General features: G+C 74.9%; 25 protein-coding genes. 11 read left to right on the top strand and 14 right to left on the bottom strand.

Annotation, left to right across the window (positions count from 1 at the left end; genetic code table 11):
* Positions 1-774 precede the first annotated feature (774 nt).
* The 3 genes from AB0442_RS16915 to AB0442_RS16905 all read right to left on the bottom strand — a co-directional run bounded on the left by AB0442_RS16915 (position 775) and on the right by AB0442_RS16905 (position 4238).
* Positions 775-2370 carry a M4 family metallopeptidase gene (locus tag AB0442_RS16915; RefSeq protein WP_366163568.1) on the bottom strand — a complete coding sequence of 532 codons (1596 nt, stop codon included), beginning with the start codon at positions 2368-2370 and terminating at the stop codon, positions 775-777.
* Positions 2371-2574: 204 nt separating this feature from the next.
* Positions 2575-3702, bottom strand: a complete 1128-nt coding sequence (locus AB0442_RS16910) for an NADH:flavin oxidoreductase (RefSeq protein ID WP_366163566.1) — start codon at positions 3700-3702, stop codon at positions 2575-2577.
* A gap of 191 nt (positions 3703-3893) precedes the next feature.
* Positions 3894-4238, bottom strand: coding sequence for a hypothetical protein (locus tag AB0442_RS16905; RefSeq protein WP_363544026.1), 345 nt, complete (start codon positions 4236-4238; stop codon positions 3894-3896).
* A gap of 441 nt (positions 4239-4679) precedes the next feature.
* Between AB0442_RS16905 and AB0442_RS16900 the strand changes: the two genes are divergently transcribed.
* Positions 4680-5120, top strand: a complete 441-nt coding sequence (locus tag AB0442_RS16900) for a VOC family protein (protein WP_366163565.1) — start codon at positions 4680-4682, stop codon at positions 5118-5120.
* Between the two features lie 18 nt (positions 5121-5138).
* Here AB0442_RS16900 and AB0442_RS16895 read toward each other — a convergent pair whose 3' ends face one another.
* On the bottom strand, positions 5139-6119 hold the full coding sequence (locus AB0442_RS16895) for a hypothetical protein (RefSeq protein ID WP_366163563.1): 981 nt from the start codon (positions 6117-6119) through the stop codon (positions 5139-5141).
* A 163-nt stretch (positions 6120-6282) separates the two neighbouring features.
* Between AB0442_RS16895 and AB0442_RS16890 the strand changes: the two genes are divergently transcribed.
* Positions 6283-6735 (top strand): MarR family winged helix-turn-helix transcriptional regulator, encoded by a 453-nt coding sequence (locus AB0442_RS16890; protein ID WP_366163562.1) that lies wholly within the window; start codon positions 6283-6285, stop codon positions 6733-6735.
* A 37-nt stretch (positions 6736-6772) separates the two neighbouring features.
* On the opposite strand, the gene AB0442_RS16885 is transcribed toward AB0442_RS16890, so the two are convergent.
* Positions 6773-7297, bottom strand: coding sequence for a PaaI family thioesterase (locus AB0442_RS16885; protein ID WP_366163560.1), 525 nt, complete (start codon positions 7295-7297; stop codon positions 6773-6775).
* 110 nt (positions 7298-7407) lie between these two features.
* On the opposite strand from AB0442_RS16885, the gene AB0442_RS16880 reads away from it, so the two are divergent.
* Positions 7408-8367: a helix-turn-helix domain-containing protein gene (locus AB0442_RS16880; protein ID WP_366163558.1), complete on the top strand. Its 960-nt coding sequence runs from the start codon at positions 7408-7410 to the stop codon at positions 8365-8367.
* Positions 8368-8392: 25 nt separating this feature from the next.
* On the opposite strand, the gene AB0442_RS16875 is transcribed toward AB0442_RS16880, so the two are convergent.
* A complete protein-coding gene (locus AB0442_RS16875) occupies positions 8393-8767 on the bottom strand; it encodes a rhodanese-like domain-containing protein (protein WP_366163556.1) in 375 nt (124 codons plus the stop codon).
* 172 nt (positions 8768-8939) lie between these two features.
* Between AB0442_RS16875 and AB0442_RS16870 the strand changes: the two genes are divergently transcribed.
* Together AB0442_RS16870 and AB0442_RS16865 are read left to right on the top strand one after the other, a co-directional pair.
* Positions 8940-9935 (top strand): ATP-binding cassette domain-containing protein, encoded by a 996-nt coding sequence (locus AB0442_RS16870; protein WP_366163555.1) that lies wholly within the window; start codon positions 8940-8942, stop codon positions 9933-9935.
* Positions 9932-10744 carry an ABC transporter permease gene (locus AB0442_RS16865; protein WP_366163553.1) on the top strand — a complete coding sequence of 271 codons (813 nt, stop codon included), beginning with the start codon at positions 9932-9934 and terminating at the stop codon, positions 10742-10744. The genes AB0442_RS16870 and AB0442_RS16865 overlap by 4 nt, the downstream gene beginning before the upstream one ends.
* A gap of 51 nt (positions 10745-10795) precedes the next feature.
* On the opposite strand, the gene AB0442_RS16860 is transcribed toward AB0442_RS16865, so the two are convergent.
* The 3 genes from AB0442_RS16860 to AB0442_RS16850 all read right to left on the bottom strand — a co-directional run bounded on the left by AB0442_RS16860 (position 10796) and on the right by AB0442_RS16850 (position 12972).
* Positions 10796-11824, bottom strand: coding sequence for a CU044_5270 family protein (locus AB0442_RS16860; RefSeq protein WP_366163551.1), 1029 nt, complete (start codon positions 11822-11824; stop codon positions 10796-10798).
* The gene (locus tag AB0442_RS16855; RefSeq protein WP_366163549.1) at positions 11821-12459 is read right to left on the bottom strand and encodes an RNA polymerase sigma factor; all 639 of its coding nucleotides are present in this window, start codon (positions 12457-12459) and stop codon (positions 11821-11823) included. Before AB0442_RS16855 ends, AB0442_RS16860 begins: the two co-directional genes overlap by 4 nt.
* Positions 12460-12558: 99 nt before the next feature.
* Positions 12559-12972 carry a RidA family protein gene (locus AB0442_RS16850; RefSeq protein WP_366163547.1) on the bottom strand — a complete coding sequence of 138 codons (414 nt, stop codon included), beginning with the start codon at positions 12970-12972 and terminating at the stop codon, positions 12559-12561.
* 174 nt (positions 12973-13146) lie between these two features.
* On the opposite strand from AB0442_RS16850, the gene AB0442_RS16845 reads away from it, so the two are divergent.
* A complete protein-coding gene (locus tag AB0442_RS16845; protein ID WP_366163545.1) occupies positions 13147-13641 on the top strand; it encodes a hypothetical protein in 495 nt (164 codons plus the stop codon).
* Here AB0442_RS16845 and AB0442_RS16840 read toward each other — a convergent pair.
* A complete protein-coding gene (locus AB0442_RS16840; RefSeq protein ID WP_366163543.1) occupies positions 13620-14156 on the bottom strand; it encodes a hypothetical protein in 537 nt (178 codons plus the stop codon). The genes AB0442_RS16845 and AB0442_RS16840 overlap by 22 nt on opposite strands.
* 254 nt (positions 14157-14410) lie before the next feature.
* Between AB0442_RS16840 and AB0442_RS16835 the strand changes: the two genes are divergently transcribed.
* A complete protein-coding gene (locus tag AB0442_RS16835) occupies positions 14411-15670 on the top strand; it encodes a hypothetical protein (RefSeq protein ID WP_366163541.1) in 1260 nt (419 codons plus the stop codon).
* A gap of 50 nt (positions 15671-15720) precedes the next feature.
* Here AB0442_RS16835 and AB0442_RS16830 read toward each other — a convergent pair whose 3' ends face one another.
* Positions 15721-17670 (bottom strand): transglycosylase domain-containing protein, encoded by a 1950-nt coding sequence (locus tag AB0442_RS16830; protein WP_366163539.1) that lies wholly within the window; start codon positions 17668-17670, stop codon positions 15721-15723.
* 104 nt (positions 17671-17774) lie between these two features.
* On the bottom strand, positions 17775-18041 hold the full coding sequence (locus tag AB0442_RS16825; RefSeq protein ID WP_366163537.1) for a hypothetical protein: 267 nt from the start codon (positions 18039-18041) through the stop codon (positions 17775-17777).
* Positions 18042-18181: 140 nt separating this feature from the next.
* Between AB0442_RS16825 and AB0442_RS16820 the strand changes: the two genes are divergently transcribed.
* From AB0442_RS16820 to AB0442_RS16810, 3 genes are all read left to right on the top strand, one after another.
* Positions 18182-18640, top strand: coding sequence for a hypothetical protein (locus tag AB0442_RS16820; protein WP_366163536.1), 459 nt, complete (start codon positions 18182-18184; stop codon positions 18638-18640).
* Positions 18641-18705: 65 nt separating this feature from the next.
* Positions 18706-20316: a molybdopterin-dependent oxidoreductase gene (locus AB0442_RS16815; protein WP_366163534.1), complete on the top strand. Its 1611-nt coding sequence runs from the start codon at positions 18706-18708 to the stop codon at positions 20314-20316.
* A 14-nt stretch (positions 20317-20330) separates the two neighbouring features.
* Positions 20331-20999, top strand: a complete 669-nt coding sequence (locus tag AB0442_RS16810; RefSeq protein ID WP_366163532.1) for a fasciclin domain-containing protein — start codon at positions 20331-20333, stop codon at positions 20997-20999.
* A 61-nt stretch (positions 21000-21060) separates the two neighbouring features.
* Here AB0442_RS16810 and AB0442_RS16805 read toward each other — a convergent pair whose 3' ends face one another.
* The gene (locus AB0442_RS16805; protein WP_366163530.1) at positions 21061-21627 is read right to left on the bottom strand and encodes an SMI1/KNR4 family protein; all 567 of its coding nucleotides are present in this window, start codon (positions 21625-21627) and stop codon (positions 21061-21063) included.
* Positions 21624-23567, bottom strand: coding sequence for a hypothetical protein (locus AB0442_RS16800; RefSeq protein WP_366163529.1), 1944 nt, complete (start codon positions 23565-23567; stop codon positions 21624-21626). The genes AB0442_RS16805 and AB0442_RS16800 overlap by 4 nt, the downstream gene beginning before the upstream one ends.
* Positions 23568-23795: 228 nt before the next feature.
* Here AB0442_RS16800 and AB0442_RS16795 point away from each other — a divergent pair, with 228 nt between their 5' ends.
* Positions 23796-24380: a hypothetical protein gene (locus AB0442_RS16795; protein WP_366163527.1), complete on the top strand. Its 585-nt coding sequence runs from the start codon at positions 23796-23798 to the stop codon at positions 24378-24380.
* Positions 24381-24506 lie beyond the last annotated feature (126 nt).

The following is a 24506-nucleotide window of genomic DNA, read 5'->3' as shown; positions in this document are numbered from 1 at the left end:
ATCCCCCCCCCGTTGGGGCCCCCGGGGCCCCCCCCCGGCCCGCCGCCGCGCTCCCGGGGCCGGCACCGGTACCGGTGCGCCGCGAGGAGCGGCGGCACCCGTGCAGACCGCCGCCGCCAGCGCGGCCAGGACCTCACGGCGCCGGGGAGGCCGGGACCCGGCCGTCATCGGGCGCCGACCGGCGGCAGGGGCCGGCCCGCCGTCGCACCGGCGCCGGAGCTGGACACGGTGACGGGGGCCACCGGCCTCCTTCGTGCGGCGGCCGGGGCGCAGCGGTTGCGGTGCACGGGGCTCCTCCTCGGTCGGGAGGACCGTCCCCGTGCGGGGCCGCCGGGCCGACGGCCGTCCCGGCCCGTCCCCCGAACGGGAGACCGGATGCCGCCGAATGCCGGGCAGTGAGCCTCCGCCGTGCCCCGGAGTCAGCGGGGCGGGACCGGCGCACCGGAGACGGACGGCCGGTGACGGCGGGACGACCTGGTGGCGGAGGGCTCGGGCACGGAACGGGTCGGCTCACCGCGTCCGATCCGCACCACTCCCGTACCGCCCGCCCCCCGGTACCGCCCGCACTCCCGTACCGCCCGCACCCCCGTACCGCCCGTACCGGCACCGCCCGCACCCGCACCCGCACCGTCCGCGCGCCCGTTCCGGCCTGACGGGTTCCGCCCTGACCCGTCATGTCCGGATCCGGCTGCTCGGCGCCGGGCCGGCGCTGCGGTCGCACGCGGAAGCGGCGGCACGGTCCAGGACCGTGCCGCCGCACCGGAGTTGCGGGGATCAGGCGACGCTGACCGCGCTCCAGGCCGCCGCGACCGCGTTGTACTCGGCGCTGCCGGAGCCGTACAGGTCCTTGGCCGCGTTCAGGGACGCGGTGCGCGCGCCCTTGTAGTCGGTGGTGGACGTCATGTAGACGGTCAGCGCCCGGTACCAGATCTTGGCGACCTTCTGGTTGCCGATGCCGGTGACGGTGGAGCCGTTGCAGGTCGGGCTGTTGTAGGTGATGCCGTTGATCGTCCGGCTGCCGCTGCCCTCACTGGCGAGGAAGAACCAGTGGTTGCCCACGCCCGAGGAGTTGTGCACGTCCAGCTGGCCGACCTTCCTGCTCCAGCAGTCGGCCGAACGGCCGTCCAGCGAGGGCTTGTCGAAGCGCCGCAGCCACGGCGGGGTGGACTGGTCGCTGAACAGGTAGTCGGGGGTGTCGATGCCGTTGTTGGCGTACCACTCGACCATGGTGCCGAAGATGTCGCTGGTCGACTCGTTGAGGCCGCCGGACTCGCCGCTGTAGCGGAGGTTGGCGGTCGCGCTGGTGACGCCGTGGGTCATCTCGTGGCCCATGGTGTCGAGGTCGACCTGCTCCGGGTCGGTGGTGCCGTCGCCGTCGCCGGTCATCATGCAGAAGCAGGCGTCGGACCACTGGGCGTTGTCCCACTTGGTGCCGACGTGCACGAAGACGGTGGCGCCCTTGCCGTCGTTCTTGATGCCGTTCCGGCCGAAGGTGTTCTTGTAGTAGTCGTACGTCCAGGCGGTGTTGGCGTGGGCGTCGACGGCGGCGGTGGCCCGGTCGGTGGAGAACTTCCGGCCGTCGCCCCAGATGTTGTCGGCGTCGGTGTAGAGCGTGCCGGAGCCGGCGTTCAGGCTGCTCGCGGAGACGTTGCGGGCGTCCTTGGTGATGGTGCCCCGGGTCGGGTCGATCAGCGCGTACAGGCCGTTGGACTGCAGCGTGGTGTCGATGGTGACGGTGCCGGTGTACTCCGAGCGGCCGGTGCCGGAGGCCTCGTGCTCGGCGTCGAACTGCTCGATCTCGGCGCCGGTGACGGCGTCGGTGACGACGACCCGGCCGGAGGGCTGGCCCTGCTTGCCGAGGCCGCTCACCGTGGTCTGCCAGGCGAGCCGGGCGGTGCCGTCGGCGGCCCAGACGACCAGTTGGGGCTGGGAGGTGGCGGACGAGATGCCGGGTGCGGCGGCCAGCGCCTTCGCGGCGGTGGCCTGTGCGGGGACGCTCGGGACGGTGCTCCGGACGGCGGGGCTGTGGCCCTTGGCCCGGGTCGAGTCCTTGAGCCGGCCGCGGGCGTCCTGGTGCACCACCAGGTCGCCGCCGATCACCGGCAGTCCCTGGTAGGTGCGGTCGAAGCGGACGTGCTGGGTGCCGTCGGGGTCGATCAGGACGTCCTTGACCAGGAGGTCCTGCCCGGCGCCGAAGCCGAACAGCTCGGCGTTGCGGGCGACGTTGGCCCTGGCCTTGGCGATCGCGGTGTCGCGGCCGGGGACGGCGGACGCGGTGGAGACCTGGACGCCTGCGGCGACGAGTGCGGCGGTTGCCGCCAGGGCGCCGGCCGTGAGGGTGTGCCGGCGAGAAGAGGAGGTGGGGCCCACTCTGTACTCCAGTCGGTAGTTGCTGGGTGCCGACTGAGAGCGTGGCCGTGAACAGACAAACACTTCTACGAAACAGTATGGAACTTGACCATTCCGTAGCCAAAGATGTGATGAATTCCGATCGAATCAGATCGAAATGAACAGGTGTCAGGACATACAGAAGGGGCGCGTGGGATGTCCCACGCGCCCCTGTGTCGGGTGGAGCTAGCTCAGCGTCCGCAGAGCCGCGGCGTCGAAGGGCTTCAGCTCGTCGTGGCGGCCCTGAAGGACCTTCAGCGCCCAGTCCGGGTCCTGGAGGAGGGCGCGGCCGACGGCGACCATGTCGAACTCGTCGCGCTCCAGGCGGTCCAGCAGGTCGTCGATGCCCTGCACCGGCGAGCCCTCGCCGGCGAAGCCGCGGATGAAGTCGCCGTCCAGGCCGACCGAGCCGACGGTGATGGTGGGCCGGCCGGTGAGCTTCTTCGTCCAGCCCGCCAGGTTGAGGTCCGAGCCCTCGAACTCCGGCACCCAGTAGCGGCGGGTGGAGGCGTGGAAGGCGTCGACGCCGGCGGCGGCCAGCGGTGCCAGGATCGCCTCCAGCTCGGCCGGGCTCTCGGCGAGCCGGGCGCTGTACGCCTCCTGCTTCCACTGCGAGTAGCGGAAGATCACCGGGAACTCCGCGGAGACGCGCTCGCGCACCGCGGCCACGATCTCGGCGGCGAAGGTCGTCCGGGCCACCGGGTCGCCGCCGTAGGCGTCGGTGCGGCGGTTCGTCCCGGCCCACAGGAACTGGTCGAGCAGGTAGCCGTGGGCGCCGTGCAGCTCGACGCCGTCGAAGCCGATCCGCTCGGCCGCGGCGGCGGCCTCCGCGAAGGCGCCGATGACGTCGTCCAGGTCGGTGCGCGTCATCGCCCGGCCGGTGCCCTCGGTGCCGTCGATGCGCAGGCCCGACGGGCCCACGGCGGGGGCGTCGGCGTAGGGCGGCTCGCCCTGCTTGCGGACCATGCCGATGTGCCACAGCTGCGGCACGATCGTGCCGCCCTCGGCGTGCACGGCCTCGGCGACCTTCGCCCACCCGGCGAGCTGCTCCTCGCCGTGGAAGCGCGGCACGCGGTCGCTCTGCCCGGCGGACTCGTGGCCGACGTAGGTGCCCTCGGTGACGATCAGGCCGACACCGGCGGCGGCCCGCCGGGCGTAGTACGACCGGACGTCCTCACCGGGGACGCCGCCCGGGGAGAACATGCGCGTCATGGGGGCCATGGCGATGCGGTTCGGGACGGTCAGCCCGTTCAGTGCGACGGGACGGGAGAGCAGGTCGGCCGCGCGGGTGGCGGACGATGCGGTGGCGGTCATGGGTGAGTTCCTCGCAGGCACCGGACGACGACGTATGTACGTGCATGTACTGGTGTCTGCCAACCGACGCCACCGCGGCCGCATTCCTCCCGGCCGCCGGACGCCGGGTGATCCCGGTCACAGGCCCGGCGGTCGTGCCCCGGGGGCGGCCGCGCCCGAGCCGCGCCCCGGGTCGTGCTTCGGATCGCGCCTCAGGCCGCGCAGAGTCCGCGCGGGAGTTCGACGACCTCGGCGCCGGTGCTGTGCAGGAACCCGGCCACCGAGCGCGCCGTGGGCTCGTCCAGGGAGAAGGCCCACGGGCCGGGGACGAGCACGGTGTCCACGTCGCCGGCGGCGGCCAGGGCGAGCAGGCTGCGCAGGCCGTCCCGGGCGAGGCAGGACGAGCCGACCGTGTCGATCAGGACCCGCGGGCAGGCGAGGCCGAGCGAGGAGGCGTGGTCCTGGAGGGCGTGCAGCTGGGTGAGCATCTCCCAGCGGTCGTACGGATAACAGCGCAGGTAGATCGCCGCGCGGCTGCGGGCGGGGCTGAGGGTCATCGTCGTCCCTTCGGCAATGGGCTGCCCGCCCTCCGGGGCTCCGCGCCGTGTCCCGGGAGGGTCCGGGGGCCGGTGCGGATCCGCGCGGTGGCGGGTGCGGCCGTGTACTGCCGAAGGGGGCGCGGGGGTGGTGCGCGTCGCCCCGCGGGAGGTGGGTCACCGCGGCCGAGATGTCCATCGTGACCCACTGTGTCGGCATTTGTCTAGACCTACTCGGCGGTGCATCCGGGTTCCGGCCCCGCCGCGGGCGCCGGAACCCGTCCGGATCTGCGCGGGTGCCCTCCCGGCGCGGGGCCGGCTCCGGCCCGGCGTCCCGGGCCGACGGCGCTACGCAGCGTGTCGCACCGCGGCCTCCTCGCGGCGCCGCGCGGCCTCCGGCGGTAGCGTGCCGGGGGCGGGCGGCTGCGCCCGCCGGGCCGTACCGACGACGGGGAGACCGGAATGGCGATCCAGCGCATGGACAACGTCCTCGTCGTGGTCGAGGACCTCGACGCCGTGGTGTCGTTCTTCGTCGAACTCGGCATGGAGCTGGAGGGGCGGGGGCCGGTCGAGGGACGCTGGGTCGAGCGGATCATCGGGCTGGAGGGCGTCCGGCAGGACGTCGCGATGCTGCGGACCCCGGACGGCCACGGCCGGGTGGAACTGGCGAAGTTCCACGCCCCGGCGGCGGTCCGCGGCGCGGCCGAGGACGCGCCGACGAACACGCTCGGCATCCGCCGCATCATGTTCGCCGTCGACGACCTCGAGGACACCGTGGCCCGTCTGCGCGCCCGGGGCGCCGAACCGGTCGGCGAAGTCGTGCAGTACGAGGACGTCTACCGGCTCTGCTACGTCCGCGGGCCCGAGGGCATCGTGGTCGGACTGGCCGAACAGGTGGGCTGACCCGCCCGCGCGCCCCGGTCAGGCGGCGGCCGTCCGGCGCCGGGCCAGCCGGGGGCGCAGGCCGACCAGCAGTGCGGCGACGGCGGCCCAGAGCGCGAGCGTGACCACCGGTCCGGCCAGGTGGGCGCCGCCGAAGTAGCTCAGGTCGCTGATCGCGCGGACGGCGGCGCCCGGCGGCAGCAGTGCCGAGACGGCGCGGGCCGCGGCGGGCAGCAGGTCGGCACCGATGGTGGCCCCGCTGGTGGCGTTGCCGACGGTGAGCAGCACCAGGGTCGCCACCGGGAGGCCGACCGGGCCGAGGTAGGTGCCGAGCAGCTTGGTGGTGAAGGCCGCCGCCGCGGCCAGCAGGGAGAGCGTGAACGCCAGCGGCAGGACGGGGGCGGGCACCGCGCCGAGGACCGGGCCCGCGATGACCGCACCGACCGTGCCGATCGCCGCGGAGGTGCCGAGCAGCAGCCAGTACCGGTGGCGCAGCCGGAGCTGTCCGGCCAGGCCGAGCGCGTTCGAGCCCAGCACGAATCCGGCCAGCGTCACGCCGAAGGCCATGTAGAACCCGGCGACCCCGCGGGCGTCGAAGTGCGCGAGCGGGACGACGTCCACCGTGTCGACCCGGTCGCCCGCACCGTGGGCGTACGCCTCCACGAGTCGCGTCACGGCGGTCGTGGTGGACGCCCCGGCGGCGCCCGCGGTCTGGAGGGCGAGCCGGCCGGGCCCGTCGGCGGAGAGTGCGGCGACCACGTCGCCGTGCTCCACCGCGTGGCGCGCGGCCGCGGCGTCGGCGGCGGGGTGCACCTCGACGCTGTCGCCGAGCGCCCGGCCCACCCGGTCCGGCAGGCCCGGTCCGGAGACGGCGATCGGGACGCGGTGCGGCTGGGGGTCGCGCTGCAGACCGACGTAGGAGGTGATGAAGGCGGCGGCGACGATCAGCGCGATCACGACGGGCTGGAGCCAGGCCCGCAGCGGGGGGCGTCGGGGTGCGGGCGCGGGGGCGGTGTCCATGGCGGGGCTTCCTGGTGGGGCGTCGGTGCGCGGTGCCGGCGGCGGGCCGGGCGGTGCGCCGTCGATGAATACGAGCATATGCTCCTATTGAGGGAGCGGCAAACGGCCCCGTCGTACGTGCGAGCACATGCTCCTATCCTGGAGGGGAGGCTTGGAGGAGACCATGACACCTGCGCCGGCGAACACCGTCCCCGCGTGCAACAACCTCGCCCTCCGCAAGGCGGCGCGGTACCTCGGGGCCACCTACGACAAGGCCCTCGCCGAGGCCGGCCTGCGGGCCACCCAGTTCAGCATCCTCCAGGTGCTGAACGCGCACGGCGAGACCACGATCACCGGCCTCGCCGAGACCATCGCCATGGACCGCACCACTCTGGCCTCGAACCTCAAACCGCTCGCACGGGAGGGCCTGGTGACGGTCGGGGCCTCCCCGACCGACCGCCGGGCGCGGATCGCCGCGATCACCGACGACGGCCGGGCCCGGCTCGCCACCGCGGTGCCGCTCTGGCAGGAGGTGCAGGCGAAGTTCGAGGCGGCCTTCGGCGCGGGCGAGGCCGCCGCACTGCGCACCTCGCTGGACGCCGTCCTCGGCACCGGCTTCGAACCCTGGGCCGAGTAGCGGACGGCGTCCGCGGGTGTGCGCCCGTGGCCGGGGCTCAGGGGCGGAGAACCGCGCAGGTCGTCGTGCCGTGGGCGTAGACCTTCCCGTCGTGGGTGCCGACCACCCGCGCCTCGGCGGTGGCGGTGGTCCGTCCGACGTGGACGGCGCGCCCCTCGCAGCGCAGCGCCGGGGTGCCGGGCAGCACCGGCCGGACCAGGTGCACGCCCAGCTGGACGGTGGTGTACGCCGTCCCGGCGGGCAGCCGGGTCATCACCGCCGAACCGAGCGCCGAGTCCAGCAGCGTCGCCAGGAAGCCGCCGTGGACCGTCCCCATCGGGTTGAGCAGGTGGTCGCCCGGGTCGCCCTCGAACACGGCGAGGCCCTCGTCGACCTCGGTGAGCCGGAAGCCCAGGGTGCTCATGATCGAGGCGGCCGGCAGCCTGCCGTCGAGGGCGGCCCGGAGGATCTCCAGCCCGGTCATGCCGAGGAGCTCGGGGGTCGCGGCGGGGCGCGGGCGCCAGCTGTGCGTGCGGACGCGGTCGGCCGCGGTGGGTGCGGCGGGCATGTCGTACGTGGTCATGGCTCGACCCTAGGAGCGCCGGAGCCGGCCCGGGAGTGTCGGAACCGGCAGCTCACGCACCGAATCCGACACACCCTAACCGCCCCGGCCGGGCCGGTTAGGGTGTCCCGGTGAAAGCAGCCGTGCTCGTCCTGGACGGGGCCTTCGACTCCGGGCTCTCCGGCATCCTCGACGTCCTCCACTCCGCCAACGCCTTGCGCGGACACCTCGACGGGGCGCCGCCGCCGAGGTTCGACATCCGGACGGTCGGCGTGCGGCGGCGGGTGCGGACCGGGCTCGGTCACCGCGTCGACACCGAGAGCGTCACCGAGGCGGAGGACGCCGACATCCTCGTCGTGCCCGCCCTCATGGAACGCCGGCCGGAGGCGCTCCTCGACCTCGTCGCCTCGCCCGGCCAGCGCGCCGCCCGCCGCGTCCTGGCCGAGGCCAGGGAGCGGCGGACCCCGCTCGCCACCTCCTGCACCGGCACCTTCCTGCTCGCGGAGTCCGGGGTGCTCGACGGCCTGCGGGCGACGACCAGCTGGTGGCTGGCTCCGGTGTTCCGCGAGCGCTACCGCAGGGTGACGGTCGACGAGAGCCGGATGGTCACCACCAGCGACGGAGTCACCACGGCCGGTGCCGCCTTCGGCCACCTCGACCTGGCGCTGGCCGTCGTGCGGACGCACAGCCCCGCACTCGCCGACCTGGTGCGCCGCTACCTCGTGGTCGACGACCGGGCCTCGCAGGCCGTTTACACCATCCCCTCCGAGCTGGCCCGGCACGACCCGCTGGTCTCGGCCTTCGAGCAGTGGGTCCGGGCCCGGCTCGGCGAGCCGCTGTCGATCGCCGAGGCCGCCCGCGCCCTGGGCGTCAGCGAACGCACCCTCCAGCGGACGGTGACCCGCACCGTGGGCCGCTCGCCGATCCGGCTGGTGCAGGACCTCCGGGTGGAGCAGGCCGAGCACCTGCTGCGCACCACCTCCCTGCCGCTCGCGGCGGTCGCCCGACGGGTCGGCTACGAGGGGCCCGGCCCGCTGCGCGCCCTGCTGCGCGACCGCCGCGGCGTCGGCGCCCGGAGCCTGCGGGTCTGACGGGCGCCCGCCGCGCCGCCGGCCGTCAGGCGGACTCGGTGGGCAGGCCGGCCGCCACCCAGTCCTGGATGTCCTCGCGGTACTTGCGGACGTCGGTGTAGCCGAGTGCGGTGAGCCGGTCCGCGACCTGCCCGCTGTTCGGGCAGGCCTCGTTGGAGCAGTACGTGACGACGGCGGCGCCGAGGTCGGGGAGCAGGCCCGGGGCGAGCGCGTCCACCTCGGCGCGCACCAGCGGGACGGCGCCGGGCAGGTGCCGCGCGGCGTAGTACTCGCCGAGCGTGTCGAGGACGGTGACGGTGCCGGCCTCGATCGCGGCCGAGCACGTCGCCGCACTGCTGCCCGAACTCGGCGAGCAGCGGATCCGGGCCGGCGCCCGACGGCTCGCCGCCCGGCTGGCCACGCCCCGGCGCGCCTGACCGCCCGGCCGTCGCGGCTTCCCCATGTGGTTGCCCCGGGCTCCCACTGCCGTGGCCGCCGGGGGAGACGACAATGGAACGAGGTCCGGCCGGGCGACCCGGCGCCGTCGTCCGCCGTCGTCACGACCGTCGTCGTCACGACTGGGGGACACCCTCATGGGACAGGCAGCCATCAGCGTCGTCGGCCTCAGCAAGCGGTTCGGCGGGGTGACCGCGCTGGACGGGGTGGACTTCGACGTCCCGGCCGGCAGCATCTTCGGCCTGCTCGGACCGAACGGCGCGGGCAAGACCACCGCCATCCGGATCCTCACCACCATCCTGCGGCCGAGCGGCGGCCGGGCCGTCGTCCTCGGACACGACGTCGTCCACGAGGCCGCCGCCGTCCGCCGGCTGATCGGCCTGGCCGGCCAGTACGCGGCCGTCGACCCCAACCTCACCGGACGCGAGAACCTGCGGCTGATCGGCCGACTCACCCAGCTGCCCCGCGCCCGGGTCCGCCCGCGGGCCGCCGAACTCCTCGACCGGTTCGACCTCGCCGACGTCGGCGACCGCCCCGTGCGCACCTACTCCGGCGGACTGCGCCGCCGTCTCGACATCGCCGCCGCCCTCGTCCCCGAACCGCCCGTGCTCTTCCTCGACGAACCGACCACCGGCCTCGACCCGCACAGCCGCACCGCCCTGTGGGACCTGATCCGCGAACTCGTCCGCGACGGCACCACCGTCCTGCTCACCACCCAGTACCTGGAGGAGGCCGACCGCCTCGCCGGCCGGGTCGTGGTCGTCAACGAGGGCCGGATCATCGCCGACGACACCCCCGCCGCCCTCAAGACCCGGCTCGGCAACACCGTCATCGAACTCGGCATGGGCGACGAGACCCGCGCCGCGCAGGCCGCCACCGTCCTCACCGACCGCCTCGGCGAACCGCCCGAACGCGAGGGCGTGCTGCTCCGGCTGGGCTCCCGCGACGGATCCCGGCTGCTGCTCGACGTCCTGCACTCCCTCGACGGCAACCGGCTCGTCCCGCAGACCGTCACCGTCCGCGAGTCCAGCCTCGACGACGTCTTCCTCGCGCTGACCGGCCACCGGACCCGGGCCGCCCGGCCCACCGGGGACGGCGCCGACGGCCGGGCGACCACCGGAGGCACCCCGTGACCGCGACCGCCGCCACCGGCACCGGCCGGCTCGGCACCCGGATCACCGCACCCGTGCGGGACGGCCTCGCGGTGGCCTGGCGCAACCTCGTCGCGCTGCGCCGCGTCCCGCGGCTGCTCGTCTTCTCGACCATCCAGCCGCTGGTCTTCGTCCTGATGTTCCGCTACGTCTTCGGCGGCGTGGTGGCCCCCGCGCTGCCGCCCGGCGTCGGCTACGTCGACTTCCTGATCCCCGGCATCTTCGTGCAGACCGCCGTCTTCGGCTCGATGAACACCGCGATCGGCCTGGCCACCGACATGCAGACCGGCCTCATGGAACGCTTCCGCTCGCTGCCGATGGCCAGATCGGCCGTGCTCTCCGGCCGCACCACGGCCGACCTCGCACGGAACGTGTTCGTGGTGTCGCTGATGACCGCCGTCGGCTTCGCCCTCGGCTTCCGGATCCACGCCGGGGTGGCGGCCTTCCTCGGCGGCGTCCTGCTGGTGCTGGCCTTCGGCTTCGCCATGTCGTGGATCTTCGCGGTGGTCGGCATGGCCGTCGGAGACCCGGAGACCGCGCAGGCCGCCGCCTTCCCGGTGCTCGCACCCCTGGTCTTCGCCTCGTCCGCGTTCGTCCCCGTCAGCACCATGCCCGGCTGGCTGCAGGCCTTCGCCGAGCACCAGCCGGTCTCCAAGACCGCGGAGGCGGTCCGCGTCCTCGTCCTCGGCGGCCCGGCGGGCACCGCCGTCTGGGAGGCCCTCGCCTGGGACGCGGGCATCGTCGCCGTTTTCGCGCCCCTCGGCGTCTGGCTCTACCGGCGGGCCGTCTGACCGGCCGCCGGCCGGGGCCCCGCGACGGGAGCGCGGGAGCCCCGGACCGGGTCAGCCCCGCGGCAGCGCGCGCGGCTCGTCGACGACGGCGCGGGCCAGCACGGCCGTCTCGGCGATCACGTCGCCGGCCTTGCCCCGGGGGCCGTTGCGCAGCAGGACCTGGCGCTCGCCGAGGAACTCACTGGTGCTCCGGTCGAAGATCCACTCCTGCCGGACGCCGTCCGCCGAGGTGAGCCCCACCCCGACGCCGTGCCGGCCCACGGCGTCCACCGAGTCCGGGACCAGCTCCACGCCGGGGATCTTCGCCGCGGCCCGGTAGAGCGCGGCGGTCACCGCGGGCGGGGCGATCTGCTCCCCGAGCAGGTCGCCGATGGTGCCGAAGGGCCGCTGGTCCGTCCACTTCCGGTCGTGCGGCTCGGAGTTGAGCAGCTCGAACATCTCGTCCGGGTCGGTCGGCAGCCCCGCGAGGAACCGGTAGGTCGGCGCATGCAGGTCGGGGGTGGCGTTGGTGTCCAGCGGCAGGGTGCCGTCCGGGTTGGGCCGGCCGGTGTCCGCCGACTTCATGTCGGCCGCGTTCACCAGCGTGCGGTCCAGCAGCAGACCGGGCTTGCGGCCGTCCACCGAGAGCCAGACCTGCCGCTCGTGGAGCGTGCCCGGGACCGGCCCGTCGGGCGTGTGGTCCGGGAACCTGACCAGCGACTTCACGAAGACGAACTGGCCGTCCCTCACCTCCGGGGCCGGCTTGCTCGCCGCCACCGCGGCGATCCGGTCGAGCAACTGGACGGTGGCCGCCGGAGCCGCCGGAGCCGCCGGAGCCGCCGACGCCGGGGCGCCGGAGGACGGGGCGGACGGGGCGGGCGCCGCCGTGGTCCCCGCCGTGCCGTCGCCGCCGCCGAGCACCAGGGCCAGCGACAGCGACAGCGCGCCCGCCAGGGCGGGCAGGGCGATCCGGGCGAGCCGACGCCGTGGCCGTGCAGGCCCGACGTGCTCCGTGCCGATCTCGTTCATCAGATGATTCCTCAACAGCTGGTGGCGGTCGGCGGGGAGCGCCGGTCCGTCGTGCTCCGGGATGCCGTTCATGCGCCCTTCCCCTCCACCGACCGGACCGCAGGGACGCGGTCACCCCGTACCTGTCCGCTGCGCCCGGACGGTTCCGCACCTCTTCGCACCGCCGCCAACTCCTCCTCCGCCAGGCCGCGCAGTCGGGTCCGCGCCCGGGACAGCCGGGACCGGACGGTGCCGACCGGCACCCCGAGCGCCTCGGCCGCCGCCGCGTAGTCGAGGCCCGACCAGACGCAGAGCGCGAACACCTCCCGCTCACCGCGGCGCAGCCCGGCCAGCGCCCGCCGGGTCGCCGCCAGCCGGGCGTCGTCGTCGAGCCGGCCCACCAGCTCGTCGGTGAAGTCCGGCACCGCCTCCCGCTCCGGCAGCAGCGCCATCGCCGCCCGGTGCCGGCGGCCGGCCCGGGCGGTGTTGCGCAGCACGTTGGCGGCGATGCCGAACAGCCACGGCCGTACGCTGCCGCCGTCCTCCAGCAGCTTGCCGCGCAGCCGCCAGGCCTCCAGGAAGGTCAGCGAGACGACGTCCTCGGCGGCGGCCCAGTCCCCGAGCGTCCGCAGGGCGTAGCCGTAGAGGGCGTCGGCATGGTCATCGAAGATCTCCCCGAAGGCGCTCTGGTGCCCGGCGCGCAGCCGGGACCGCAGTGACGGTTCCACACCCCTACCTGTCCGCTCGTCCGGTGCGGTTCCCCGTCGATCTCCGCACGCCCGCAACGCCCTTCCGGACGCCCGGCGGGTCCGGTCGAGCGGCGGCGGTCAGGGCGCGGCCCGCTCCTCCGGCACGACCGCGAAGGCCTCGATCTCGACCAGGAAGTCGGGCCGGGCGAGCGCCGCGACCTGCACCGCGGAACTGGCGGGCGCGTGCTCCGGGTCGAGCACCTCGTCCCAGACCGTGCGGACCGCCGACAGGTCGGCGATGTCGGCGAGGAAGAACGTCAGCTTGACCACGTCCCGCCAGCCCGCGCCGACGGCGGCGAGGCAGCGCTCAAGGTTGGCGAAGACCTGCCGCACCTGGGCGAGCGGATCGCCCGCGCCGACCAGCTCGCCCTCCTCGTCCAGCGCCACCTGCCCGGCCACCGAGACGAACCGCCCCCGCCCGCTCACCACATGGCTGTACCGGCCGCTCGGCGCGACCCCGGCCGGCTCCATGATCCGGGTGATCTCCGACATGACGTCACTCCCTCCGACGGCCGGGCACCCTGCGCGGCCGTGCACGACCCCGCCATCCTCGCCGCCGGGCCCACCGGCCGACACCGAATATCGCACCGGGCGCGGCGGTGACGGGGCGTCTGTCGGTGGTGCCTGATCTGATTCCGGCGGGAACACCTGGCGGGGAGGGCGGCGATGGGCGTACCGACCGACTACTTCCGTGCGCCGGACGCGGATGCCGTTCGGCGGGTGCTGGAGCGGACGGAGGGCTGGTCCCCGCTGTCCGGCCGGCAGGCGGCCTTCGACGGCGTCCGGTCGAAGGGACTGGATCCCCATGTCGTCCTCGGGAAGCTCGTCGCGGCCGTCCGGGAGGTGCCCTGGGAGGTGGACCTCGTCGGGGAGACACCTGTCCGGCCGCCCGGCCCGGAGCCCGCCGCGGGCACGATGGTGGACGACGACGATCCCCGGGCGACCGGCCCCTGGGTGGCCGAACTCGGCGATGCCGCCCGCGACACCCTCGCCGGGGTGGCGGACGGGGACGTGCCGGCGGTCGCCGCACGCTGGGCGCGGGCGGAGGAACTGCACGGTGCCGACGGGGAGGACCTGCAACCGGTGGTCGGGCTGCTGGTCGGGCTGGCCCGACGTGCCCGGGCGGACGGTGAGTCGCTCTACTGCTGGACCTGCCTCTGAGACCGGGCTCCGACAGGTGGCGCGGCCACCGGTGGTGGGGCCCGGGAGGCTCTTCGCCGATGGGCGCGGCTTCCCGGGGCCGGGCCTGCGGGGCCGCTGACGGATCGGCCGCAGTGCTCCCGGTCGGACGCCCAGCGGATGCCCTCCGCCAGCCCGCCCCACGAGATGCACGTGTTCTTGGCGCTGAGCTTCACCGGGCCGGCGTAGAACTTGCAGTAGCCCCGGTCGGGGGGCTCCACGAGGTCGCTCTGGCGGATGGTCTGCACCCGCAGGTCGTACGTCCTGGTGCCGTTCGGGCTCCGCACCCAGGTGACGGCCCAGTTGCTGGACCCGTTGGAGAACAGGTAGGTGTCGGCCACCGTGCCGAGGGCGTGGTGGTCGATCTGGTAGTAGCCGCTGCCGCAGGCGCCGCTCGGCGTCGTCGCCGCCTCGGCCGGAGCGGCGACGGACACCGTTCCCGCGACCATGCCCGGAGCGCTGAGCGCGAGGGCGGCTATCCGCTGTGACGTGCGCATGAATCTCCCATTCGCATATCCCCGACCGGGTCTGACGTGGGCGCGACAGCAGCGACCAAGATCGTTCAGCTGCGGGCCGGGGCCGGCCGCCGGACCGATCTCGTCCGGTTCGGCTGCAACCTGACACCAGGTCAGGAGCGTTGTCCATGCAGGGACGGTCGAACGGGTGACCGGTCCGCGGGCGCGGCCGCCGAGGCCGGCCCGCTCGTACCGCAGCCGGCCGCCCCGGCTGCCCCCGAGGAACGAGGACGAGGATGAGAACCTCACGCGGCCTGGCCGGCCTGCTCGCGGTCGGCGTGGCCGGCGCCGTCACCGTGGCGCTGCTGCCGGGCTCCGACGGCGACCGGGAGTCCGCGGGCGCCGTCCCGGCCGCCGCGGCGGGCAGCGCGACGGCCACGGCGCCGCCGACCCGGACGCCCGTGCCGTCGCCCTCGCCGACCTGGGACGGCGTCGTCCGGTCGATCGGCGACGGCTCCACCTCCGACACCGGGCCGCAGCCGAACCGGCCGCCGGTCGAGAAGCTCAAACCCGGTGAGAAGCCGCCGCAGTTCGTGGTCTTCTCCTGGGACGGCGCGCTGGAGAACGAGGACCACCTGTTCTCGCACTTCCGCAAGGTCGCGCAGGAGAACGACGCCCACATGACGTTCTTCCTCAGCGGCATCTACCTGGTGCCCAACTCCAAACGGTCGCTGTACCACCCGCCGCAGCACGCGGTCGGCAAGGCGGACATATCCTTCCCCACCGACGCCCACCTGCGGGCGACCCTCGAACAGGTGCGGCAGGCCTGGGTCGACGGGAACGAGATCGGCACGCACTTCAACGGCCACTTCTGCGGCCCCAAGGGCGGCGGCGACTGGAGCGTCGCGGAGTGGCGGAGCGAGCTGGACCAGGCCCGCTCCTTCGTCACCGACTGGAAGACCAACACCGGGATGAAGGACGTCCCGGCGCTGCCGTTCGACTACACCCGGGAGCTGGTCGGCGGCCGCGCCCCCTGCCTGGAGGGCCAGAAGAACCTGCTCGCCGCGGAGAAGGCCTCCGGGTTCCGGTACGACGCCAGCTCGCCGGGCGAGTTCCAGGTCTGGCCGGCCAAGAAGGACGGCATCTGGAACTTCCCGCTGCAGATGGTCCCCTACCCGGGCAAGTCCACCCAGGTCCTGTCGATGGACTTCAACTTCCTCGCCAACCAGTCCGGGGAGAGCACCAACGGCGATCCGAAGAAGTACCAGGCCTGGGAGCGGGAGACCCGCGACGGCTACCTCAACGGCTTCGAGCGGGTCTACAACGGCAGCCGCGCACCGCTGTTCATCGGCAACCACTTCGAGACCTGGAACGGCGGCATCTACATGCAGGCCGTCGAGGACGTGGTGAAGGGCGTCTGCAAGCGCGAGGGCGTGCGCTGCGTCTCCTTCAAGGAACTCGCCGACTGGCTCGACGCGCAGGACCCGAAGGTGCTGGAGCGGCTGCGCGGCCTCGACCCGGCCCAGCCCGCCGACTGGTCCGCCCTGGTCAAGTAGCCGCCCCTCCGGGACCGGGCGCCGCCGCCCGGTCCCGGAGGGCGGACGGTCTACCGGCCGGTCCGGGCGGTGACCTGTTGCGCGTAGGCCGTCCAGATCCGGGTCGGGTAGGTGGAGACGGGGTCGGTGGTGGGTGAGCCGCCGAGGCCGTCCAGCGGGAGGAGCTGCATGCTCGTCGCGTCCATCCGGAACACCGTGACGGCGGTGGCGACCTGCCCCTGGTAGCCGACGAACCAGCCGGCGGTGCGGTCCTCGGTCGTCCCGGTCTTGCCGGCCGTCCCGGGGCCCGCCGCGGCGGCCTCACGGGCGCTGCCGGAGCGGACGGCGTCCCGCAGCGACTCGTCGACCCGGTCGGCGACCTGCTCCGGCAGCGCCCGGAAGGGAGCCGGCCGGATCAGCACGACCGGCGTGCCGTTGCGGGTCACCGACACCACCGAGTACGGGTCGGTGTGCATCCCGCCGGCCGCGAACGTGCCGTAGGCCGAGGCCGTCCGGATCGCGCTGGGACGGGAGTTGCCCACCGAGAAGGACGGCACCAGGTCGCCGAGGGTGTCCGGGAGCAGTCCGAGCCCGGCCGCGGTCGTCCGGACCCGGTCCAGGCCGACGTCCATGCCGAGCTGCATCATCGGGCCGTTCACCGACTGCGCGACCGCGTCGCGCAGGCTGATGCTGCCCCAGTTCTTGTGGCCGTCGTTGGCGGTCTTCGCCATCTTGCCGTCCCGTCCCCAGTACGGGCCCTCCGGCGTCATCACCGGGATCCCGTCGCCGCCGTCGTAGCGGGTGGCCGGGGCGACCGGGCTCCGGCCGCCCTCCCGGCCCTTGCGGACGCCCTGGTCGAGGGCGGCCGCGTAGACGATCGGGGTGAAGGCCGTGCCGACCGGGACGTTGGAGGTGTTGGCGTTGTCGAAGCCCTGCTTCAGGTAGTCGGGCCCGCCGTACAGGGCGAGGATCCGCCCGTCCGCCGAGACCGAGGCGGCGCCGATCCGTGCGTGCCGGTCGGCCTCCCGGGCCGGGTCCAGCCGGGGGCCGGCGCTCTGCACGGCGGTGGTGAGATCGGCCGTGCGCTGCCGGTCGAAGGTGGTGCGGATCTGGTAGCCGCCCAGGTCGAGCAGGGCGGGCGTGATCGCCGAATGGGAGACCAGGTAGCTCTCGGCCAGGTCCACCAGGTACCCGGTCTGGCCGCCGAGGCCCCGGGCGACCGGCGGTGCCACCGGTCGGGGGAAGTCGGTGTAGCGGGCGCGTTCGGCGGCCGAGAGCTTCCCGGTCTCCACCATCCGGTCCAGGACCCACGACCACCGCTCGACCGCCCGCTGGTAGTTGTCCTTGCTCAGCGACGGGTCGTACAGCGAGGCGCCCTTGAGCAGCGAGGCGAGGAAGGCCGCCTCGCTCGGGTTCAGCGCCGACACGTCCTTGCCGTAGTACGCGGCGGCGGCCCGCTGGATGCCGTAGCTGCCCCGGCCGAACCAACTGGTGTTGAGGTAGCCGGCGAGGATCTCGTCCTTGCTCAGCCGCTGGTCCAGCTTGACCGCGATCACGATCTCGCTGGCCTTGCGCGAGAGGTCGCGCTCCTGGGTCAGGTAGATGTTCTTGACGTACTGCTGGGTGATCGTCGAGCCGCCCTGGGTGTCGCCGCCGGTCACCATCGCCCAGACGGCCCGGGTGATGCCGGTGGGGGAGACGCCCGCGTCCGAGTAGAAGGTCGCGTTCTCCGCCGCGAGCACCGCCGAGCGGACGGACTCCGGGACCTTCTCCAGCGGCACCTCCTGCCGGTTCACCCAGCCGGTGCGGGCCATCTCGGTGCCGTCCGACCAGTAGAAGACGTTGTTCTGCTGGGTGGCGAAGGAATTGAGGTCGTCCGGGACGTGCGTGGTCGCGAACAGCCAGACGACCGCGCCGACCAGCGCCGCCACCCCGGTCAGCAGGACGGCCAGCAGCTGCCGCCAGGACGGCAGCCACCGCCGGAAGCCCCGCAGCCCGGGCCGCGGGTAGGCCGGTCGCATCCGCCGGAGCACCCGGCGGACCCGTCCCGTCCGCGCTCCGGCCCGCCGCCGGCGCCTCCCCGATCCTGCAGTACCGCTCCGGCGCCGTCCTGGGACACGCACACTCAGCTCCGATCCGTCGACGACAACGTCACCCCCCGCCCTATAGACGCGCGACGCACCCCGTCCCGGCCTTGTGATCTTCGCCATGCCGCGCTGCGGGGGTGTCGACTTGACGGATGATCAGCCGCCGTGTCCGGCGCCCGCACCACGTGGAAGCCGTGCATCCCGACGCGCCGGCCGTCCACCACCGGCTCGACGTCCTCGCCCGCGTCGACGCAGCCCTCGGCCCCGAAGCCGAAGAACTCCGGCAGCGCCCGCTCGCCCAGCACGAGCGGATGGAACGGCAGCGGGTACGGCGCCCCCCGCCGTCGAGCGGCGGGCAGGGCTCCACCGGGTGCCGGCCCCGGGGCTGGTGTCGGTGGCGGATGGGAGAGTCCGGGCGGACGCCGGGCCGGGGGAGAGGGACACCGTGACGGAACTGCCGGAGATCGTCGGACGTGAGGACTCCGACGCACTGATCGTCAGGACCGACTACACCGACCAGGCTGCGTGGCGTGCGGTGGTGGCCGCGGCGAGCCGGGCCCGGGGCCTGCACGGCGAGTACGAGGCCGAGGTCCACCTGGTCGACGACCCGGTGTGGACCGGGGCGACGCCGGAGGCGGTCCGCGCCGCGGCGGGCCGGGACACCGACCTCGGGGTGGTGTTCCTCGCCGACCGGACCACGATGGAGTCGGCCCGCCTCGCCCTGCTCGCCCTCGACACCGGCGACGAGGAGGATCCCGCCGACGACCCGCCGGCCCGTGAGTTCCGTGCGTCCCCGGCCGCCGTGCACGAGGTGCACGTCAACCTGATGATCGCGAACCTCGACTTCGCGGACTTCGCCGAGGCGGCGACGGAGGACCCGGAGGGCATCCTCGAGCACCTCTGACCTCCGGCGGCACCGGGCGGGAAATCCGCACCCATCCGCACCACCGGCCGAGCCGAATACCGGTTGTGAGCAACGACCATGACCACCGGACAGACCGCCGCAGGGCGAGGCTCGGACGGGCGTGCGCCGCCGGTGCGGTGGGCCTGGTGGCCGCCGGGCCGGCACTGGCGGCGGGCGAACTCACCGCGGCGTTCACCGGCCCCGGCAGCTCCCCGGTCCTCGCCGTCGGCTCGGCCGCGATCGACCTCGCCCCGACCTGGCTCAAGGAGTACGCGATCCGCTCCTTCGGCACCCACGACAAGGCCGCCCTGCTCGCCGGCATCTACACGGTGGCGGCCCTGCTCGCCGTCCTCTCCGGGCTGGTCTCCCGGCGGCGCCCCGGCCTCGGCACGGCCGTCGTCGCCTTGTTCGGCGCCCTCGGCGTCTGGGCGGCCGCCTCGCGCCCCACCGCCCGGGCCGCGGACGCGCTGCCCTCCGTCGCCGCGGGCCTCGCCGACGCCACCGCCCTCTGGTTCCTCTCCCGTTCGCTGCGCAACGCCACCGCGAGCGCCCCGGCCCTGCCCGTCGACCCACCGGGCTCCCCGGACCCCGCCACGACCGGCCCCCGCCGGCGGACCGTCCTGGTCGCCACCGGCGCCACGGCCGGCGTGGCCGCCCTCGGCGCCGCCGGGGGCCGCCACCTCGCCGACAGCCGAGGCGACGTCGGCGCCGCCCGTGCCGCCGTCCGACTGCCCGCCCCCGCCGTCCCCGCCCGGCCCCTGCCCGCCGGCGTCCACCCGGCCGTGCCCGGCCTCACCGCCTTCGTCACGCCGACCGCCGACCTCTACCGCGTCGACACCGCCCTCACCCTGCCCGCGATCGACCCGCGGGACTGGTCGCTGCGGATCCACGGCCTGGTCGACCACCCCGTCGTCCTCAGCTTCGACGACCTGCTGCGCCAGCCGCTGGAAGAGCTCGACCTCACGCTGACCTGCGTCTCCAACGAGGTCGGCGGCCGGTACGCCGGGACCGCCCGGTGGCTCGGCGCGCCGCTGCCCGCACTGCTGCGCCGGGCCGGGGTCAGGCCCGGGGCCGACCAACTGGTCGGCCGGTCCCGGGACGGCATGACGATCGGCACCCCGCTGGAATCCGTCCTGGACGGCCGCCGGGCGCTGCTCGCCGTGGCGGTGAACGGGGAGCCGCTGCCGGTCGCGCACGGCTTCCCCTGCCGGAGCCTGGTGCCCGGCCTCTACGGCTACACCTCCGCCACCAAGTGGCTGGTCGAGCTGGAGGTCACCCGCTTCGCCGCCTTCGACCCGTACTGGGTCAGGCGGGGTTGGGACCGCACCGGTGAGGTGCGGACCGCCTCACGGATCGAGGTGCCCGCGCCGTTCGCCCGCGTCCCGGCCGGCGACGTCGACCTCGCAGGGACGGCCTGGGCCACCCACCGCGGCGTCGCCGCCGTGGAGGTCCGCGTCGACGGCGGCCCCTGGCAGCAGGCCGGGCTCGCCGCCGACGGCGGCCCGGACCTGTGGCGCCAGTGGTCGCACAGCTGGCGCGGCGCCATCCCCGGAACCCACCGCATCGAGGTCCGCGCCACCGACGCGGCCGGCCGGACCCAGTCCGAAACCCGCACGCTCCCGTTCCCGTCCGGTTCGACGGGTTGGCACAGCACGGTCGTCACCGTCGTCCGATAACCCAGGAGGATCCCGTGTCCCGTCTCTCCCGCTCCAAGTCCTTCGCCGTCCTGCTCGCCGCCGGTGCCCTCGCCCTCGGCCCGGTCGCCTGCAGCAGCAGCGGTACCGACTCCTACGGCGGTGCGGACGCCCCCGCCACCGCCATGCAGACCCCGGCGGGCCAGTCCCCGGCCGGACAGGCCCCGGCCGGGGAGGCCGCGCCGGCGGCCGGGCAGCCGTTCGGTGCCGGGTGTGCCGCCGTGCCGTCCCAGGGCGCCGGATCGTTCGCCGGGATGGCCCAGGACCCGGTCGCCACCGCCGCGTCCAACAATCCGGCACTGTCCACCCTGGTGGCGGCCGTGACCAAGGCCGGGCTGGTCGACACGCTCAACTCGGCGCAGAACGTCACCGTGTTCGCGCCCACCAACGACGCGTTCGCGAAGATCCCGAAGGCGACGCTGGACGCCGTCCTCGCCGACAAGGCCAAGCTCACCAAGATCCTCACCTACCACGTGGTGCCGGAGCGCCTCGCCCCCGCCGCCCTGCCCGGCGAGCACAAGACCCTGGAGGGCGGCGCCGTCACGGTCACCGGCTCCGGCGAGGACTTCACCGTCAACGGCAACGCCAAGGTCGTCTGCGGCAACGTCCGGACCGCCAACGCCACGGTCCACATCGTCGACACCGTCCTGATGCCGGCCTCCTGACCGCGGCGCGTCCGATCGGCGGCCCGTGCGTCAGCGGCCGGCCGCCGATCGGGCCGGCCCCTCAGCGGGGCGGAGCGAACGGGGCGAAGCCGTGCGGCGCGGTGGGGAAGGCGTCCGTGAGGACGTCGGAACGGATCCGGCCGGTGAGGGCGGCGACGAGGAAGCCGGCGAACGGCAGGTCGTAGTGCTCCCACCGGGCTTCGCGGGCCGCGTTCACCATGACCGTCCATGCGTCGGGGTGCCGGCCGGGGCGGACGAGCCAGTACAGGAACTCGCCGTTGTCCGTCGACGCCCAGGGGATCAACCGGGCTCCCGGCTCGCGGAGTTCGGCGGGCGGCTCCTCCGAGCTCCCCCAGAGATGGTCGAAGGCCTCGGCCCGTTCTTCGGCCGCGTCGACGAGGTCGTGGTACGGGTTGGGGGAGTCCGGCTCCAGGACGTACAGGTAGCCGTCGACGTGCCCGCCGCCGACGCGTTCGACGAACTCCCGGTAGTCACCGGGGAGTCCGGACCCCAGCGCGGCCCCGACCGCCGTCCAGTCCTTGGCGCGGCTGCGGTGGGGCCCGGGGAGCAGCCGGACGAGCTGCTCGACCGCACCGCGCGCGACGGCCGCCCCTGCCGTGTCGTTCACCGGGTGGCGGCCGGTTCGGCGGCGGGCCCGGCGGCGAGCAGCGTCCGGGCCAGGGCGCGGAGTTCTTCGTCGGGGTGGCCCGTGGCGGAGAGTCCGGAGTCGGTGAGCAGGCGGAGCGGGGAGAAGGCGAGACCGCGGAGGGTCGGGCGGAGCTCCTCGGGGGTGCGGCCGATGGCGGCGAGGGCGCGCAGGGCCGCCAGGCCGACGGGGCTGGGGCCGGCCAGGCCTGCGAGGACGGGGACGGCGCGGTCCGGGGAGCCGGTGATCCGGTGGTGGGCCTCGGCGGCCGCGAGCCGCGTCCAGTCGCCGCCGTCCAGCAGCCGTTCGACGACCGGCAGCAGCGGAGCGGCGGCGGCGCCCAGTGACTGCAGGTGGGCCAGGTACCAGGAGGTCTGACCGCCGCCCGAGAGCAGCCGCTCGAAGGTGCGCAGCGCCGGGCCGGCCTCGCCGGTGAGCCGGTGGTGGGCGGCGGCCGCCGCGCCGCTCAAGGCGGAGTCCGTGCTCAGCGCGGCCTCCTGCAGCAGGCCGGTGACCTCCTCGGTCCGCTCGCCGAGGAGCCCGAGCAGGCGCGCGGCGACGATCGCGGCGCGGCCCGTCCGCAGGCAGTCGGTGAGCTCGGGCCGGGCCTGCCGGGCGGCCGGGCCGAACCGCTCCAGGGCGCCGACGAGGGCGACGGCCGCGTTGCCGTCGGCGCCGGCGGCCAGCGCGCGGCGGATCGCGGGCACCAGCCGGTCGGCGGCGTCGGGGAAGGACCGGGCCGCCGCCGAGAGCAGCGTGCTGCCGGGGTGGCCCGGCACCGGGTCCGTTGCCCGGCCCGGCCCGTGGTCCGGCGCCCGGTCCGGCGCCTCGTCCAGCAGCAGGTCCAGCGCCCGCGGGTCGCGGGCGTGCACCAGCGCGAGGAGGGCCGCCCCGGAGCTCGGGTCGTCGGCGACCGCGTGCCGGTGCAGGGTGTCGCGGAGTTCGGCGCCCGGCTCCGGCAGGTGCCTGATCCAGTCGGCGAGGACGTGGAGCCGGGCGCCACGGGTCTGTGGGTCCGGCTGGTGGGGCAGGGCGGCGAGCAGCAGGTCCACCACCTCGGGCTCGCGGTCGCGCCAGGCCTCCGCGACGTCCCGGGCCAGCCAGGAGCCGCACGAGCCGAGGTCACCGGCGGCGATCCAGCGGGCGGCCACGGCGAGGGCGGCGTCCGCGTCCCGGACGAGCAGTGCGGCCAGGCGGTCGCCCCTGACGGTGCCGTCGGCCCACGGGAGGTCGTCCTCCCGCGGGCCGGGTTCGGCGCCGTCCGCGGCGACCACCGCCACGAGCTCGGGCCGGTACGGCGGCCCGGACCGTTCGGCCTCCAGGACGGCGACCGCCAGCCTGACCTCCCGCAGCGGGTGGTCGAGCGCCCCCGTCCCCCGCCCGAGCAGGGCCAGCACGGTCGCCGCGTCCGCCCGGACCGCCGGCACCGGATCGGCCGCGTACACGCCCTCGACCAGCGTCGGAGCGGCGGAACCGGCGGGGAGCAGGTCGGCCACGGCCCCGACCACCCGGAGCGCGGCCCGCCGGACGGACGGCTCGGCGTCCCCCAGGCAGGGCAGCAGGTCCGGCAGGACGCGGCAGAGCTCGGTGCAGACGGCGGCCACGTCGGCGCCGAGTCGGGGCGGCGAGCCGGCGGCCGACGGGTCGTGGTCGGCCATCACGGCGAGCAGCATCAGCAGGTCGGTGCGGTGGCCCGGGGCGTGCCGGACGGCGTGCGCCAGGAAGGGGACGGCCGGGCCGGAGGCCTCGTAGACCGTGCCCTGGTGGTGGATGTTCCCGAAGAGTTCGTGGACCGCCTCGGAGGCGGCCTCCTCGTCCTCCCCGTAGAGCGCGCGGATCAGCTCGGGCACGTCCTCGGCGGGACCGTAGGCGTGGTCGAGGGCGTCCCACTGGACGCCGTCCAGCTCGTCCGGAGATCTCATGGTGCGCGTTCCCGTGGTGCTCGGTCGATCGGGTGCCGCCGACCCTACCCACCGCCGCCGACAACGGGCGGGGGTGTTGCGGGTCGGTGCCGCGCCCGGTGGCCGCGTGCGGGTGGATCTTGGGCTGATACGGTGTCACGCGCCGTTCGCCCAGGGCGACATGCCGGTCCGGGAGCCGGTCGTCGCGGCGACGGCACGTCCACGGTCCACGGGGGAAGGTCCATCACCATGTCCGCATCCGCACGCGTCCTTCGCGCCTGCCTCGCCACCGCTGCCGCCGCAGCCCTGCTGACCGCCTGCGGCTCCGACGGGGGCAGCGGCTCCGCCGGTTCCGCGGCGTCCGTCGCGCCCGCCACCACGGCCACGTCCGCCGGTACCTCCGCCGTCCCGCAGGCCGCGGGGACGCCGAGCACCGGCGCCACCGCGGGCAAGGAGCCGTGCGGGCCGGCGGCCGGTGCCAAGTGGGTGTACGTCGAGGGCATCCAGACCGAGACCACCGGCCTCCTGCTCAACGGCAGCGCCCCCAAGGTCACCTGCCACGACGGTGCCACCGCACCGACCGTCGAGCGGCAGCCGGACGCCCCCACCGACACCTACCCCGTGGCGTCCACCGCCAAGGTGCTGCTGCAGACCCCCGGCAAGCAGCCGGCGCCCGCCGCGACCGCCGCCGACCTCGCCAAGCTCTTCAAGGCCCACGGCGAGGGCAAGAACGCCTCCGGCGCGTTCGGCTGGCAGGGCAACGTCTTCACCGTCCGCACCGACGCCCACAACACCGTCGTCTTCATCGCGCAGGGTCTGAGCGTCAACCCGTAAGCGGGCTCCAGGCTGCCGGCCCTCCTCCGACGACCGGGGCGAGGGACCGGCGGCACACCTGCCCCGGCGCCGGCCGGAGCCCCGGAGCACCGGAGCCGAATTGACCCTCCCCCTGCGTCAGGCCCC

It is taken from the genome of Kitasatospora sp. NPDC085895, assembly GCF_040702125.1.
Classification (GTDB): Bacteria; Actinomycetota; Actinomycetes; order Streptomycetales; family Streptomycetaceae; genus Kitasatospora; species Kitasatospora arboriphila.
The sequence above is the reverse complement of the archived record's forward strand: the minus strand, read 5'-3'. Positions and strand labels throughout refer to the sequence as shown.

Coding starts and splice junctions, on each gene's coding strand:
- AB0442_RS16845 (WP_366163545.1), top strand. CDS start 13,147: ATGGGCGTACCGACCGACTACTTCCGTGCGCCGGACGCGGATGCCGTT.
- AB0442_RS16795 (WP_366163527.1), top strand. CDS start 23,796: ATGTCCGCATCCGCACGCGTCCTTCGCGCCTGCCTCGCCACCGCTGCC.
- AB0442_RS16895 (WP_366163563.1), bottom strand. CDS start 6,119: ATGGACACCGCCCCCGCGCCCGCACCCCGACGCCCCCCGCTGCGGGCC.
- AB0442_RS16830 (WP_366163539.1), bottom strand. CDS start 17,670: ATGCGACCGGCCTACCCGCGGCCCGGGCTGCGGGGCTTCCGGCGGTGG.
- AB0442_RS16800 (WP_366163529.1), bottom strand. CDS start 23,567: ATGAGATCTCCGGACGAGCTGGACGGCGTCCAGTGGGACGCCCTCGAC.
- AB0442_RS16860 (WP_366163551.1), bottom strand. CDS start 11,824: ATGAACGGCATCCCGGAGCACGACGGACCGGCGCTCCCCGCCGACCGC.
- AB0442_RS16840 (WP_366163543.1), bottom strand. CDS start 14,156: ATGCGCACGTCACAGCGGATAGCCGCCCTCGCGCTCAGCGCTCCGGGC.
- AB0442_RS16870 (WP_366163555.1), top strand. CDS start 8,940: ATGGGACAGGCAGCCATCAGCGTCGTCGGCCTCAGCAAGCGGTTCGGC.
- AB0442_RS16905 (WP_363544026.1), bottom strand. CDS start 4,238: ATGACCCTCAGCCCCGCCCGCAGCCGCGCGGCGATCTACCTGCGCTGT.
- AB0442_RS16890 (WP_366163562.1), top strand. CDS start 6,283: ATGACACCTGCGCCGGCGAACACCGTCCCCGCGTGCAACAACCTCGCC.
- AB0442_RS16885 (WP_366163560.1), bottom strand. CDS start 7,297: ATGACCACGTACGACATGCCCGCCGCACCCACCGCGGCCGACCGCGTC.
- AB0442_RS16835 (WP_366163541.1), top strand. CDS start 14,411: ATGAGAACCTCACGCGGCCTGGCCGGCCTGCTCGCGGTCGGCGTGGCC.
- AB0442_RS16900 (WP_366163565.1), top strand. CDS start 4,680: ATGGCGATCCAGCGCATGGACAACGTCCTCGTCGTGGTCGAGGACCTC.
- AB0442_RS16850 (WP_366163547.1), bottom strand. CDS start 12,972: ATGTCGGAGATCACCCGGATCATGGAGCCGGCCGGGGTCGCGCCGAGC.
- AB0442_RS16910 (WP_366163566.1), bottom strand. CDS start 3,702: ATGACCGCCACCGCATCGTCCGCCACCCGCGCGGCCGACCTGCTCTCC.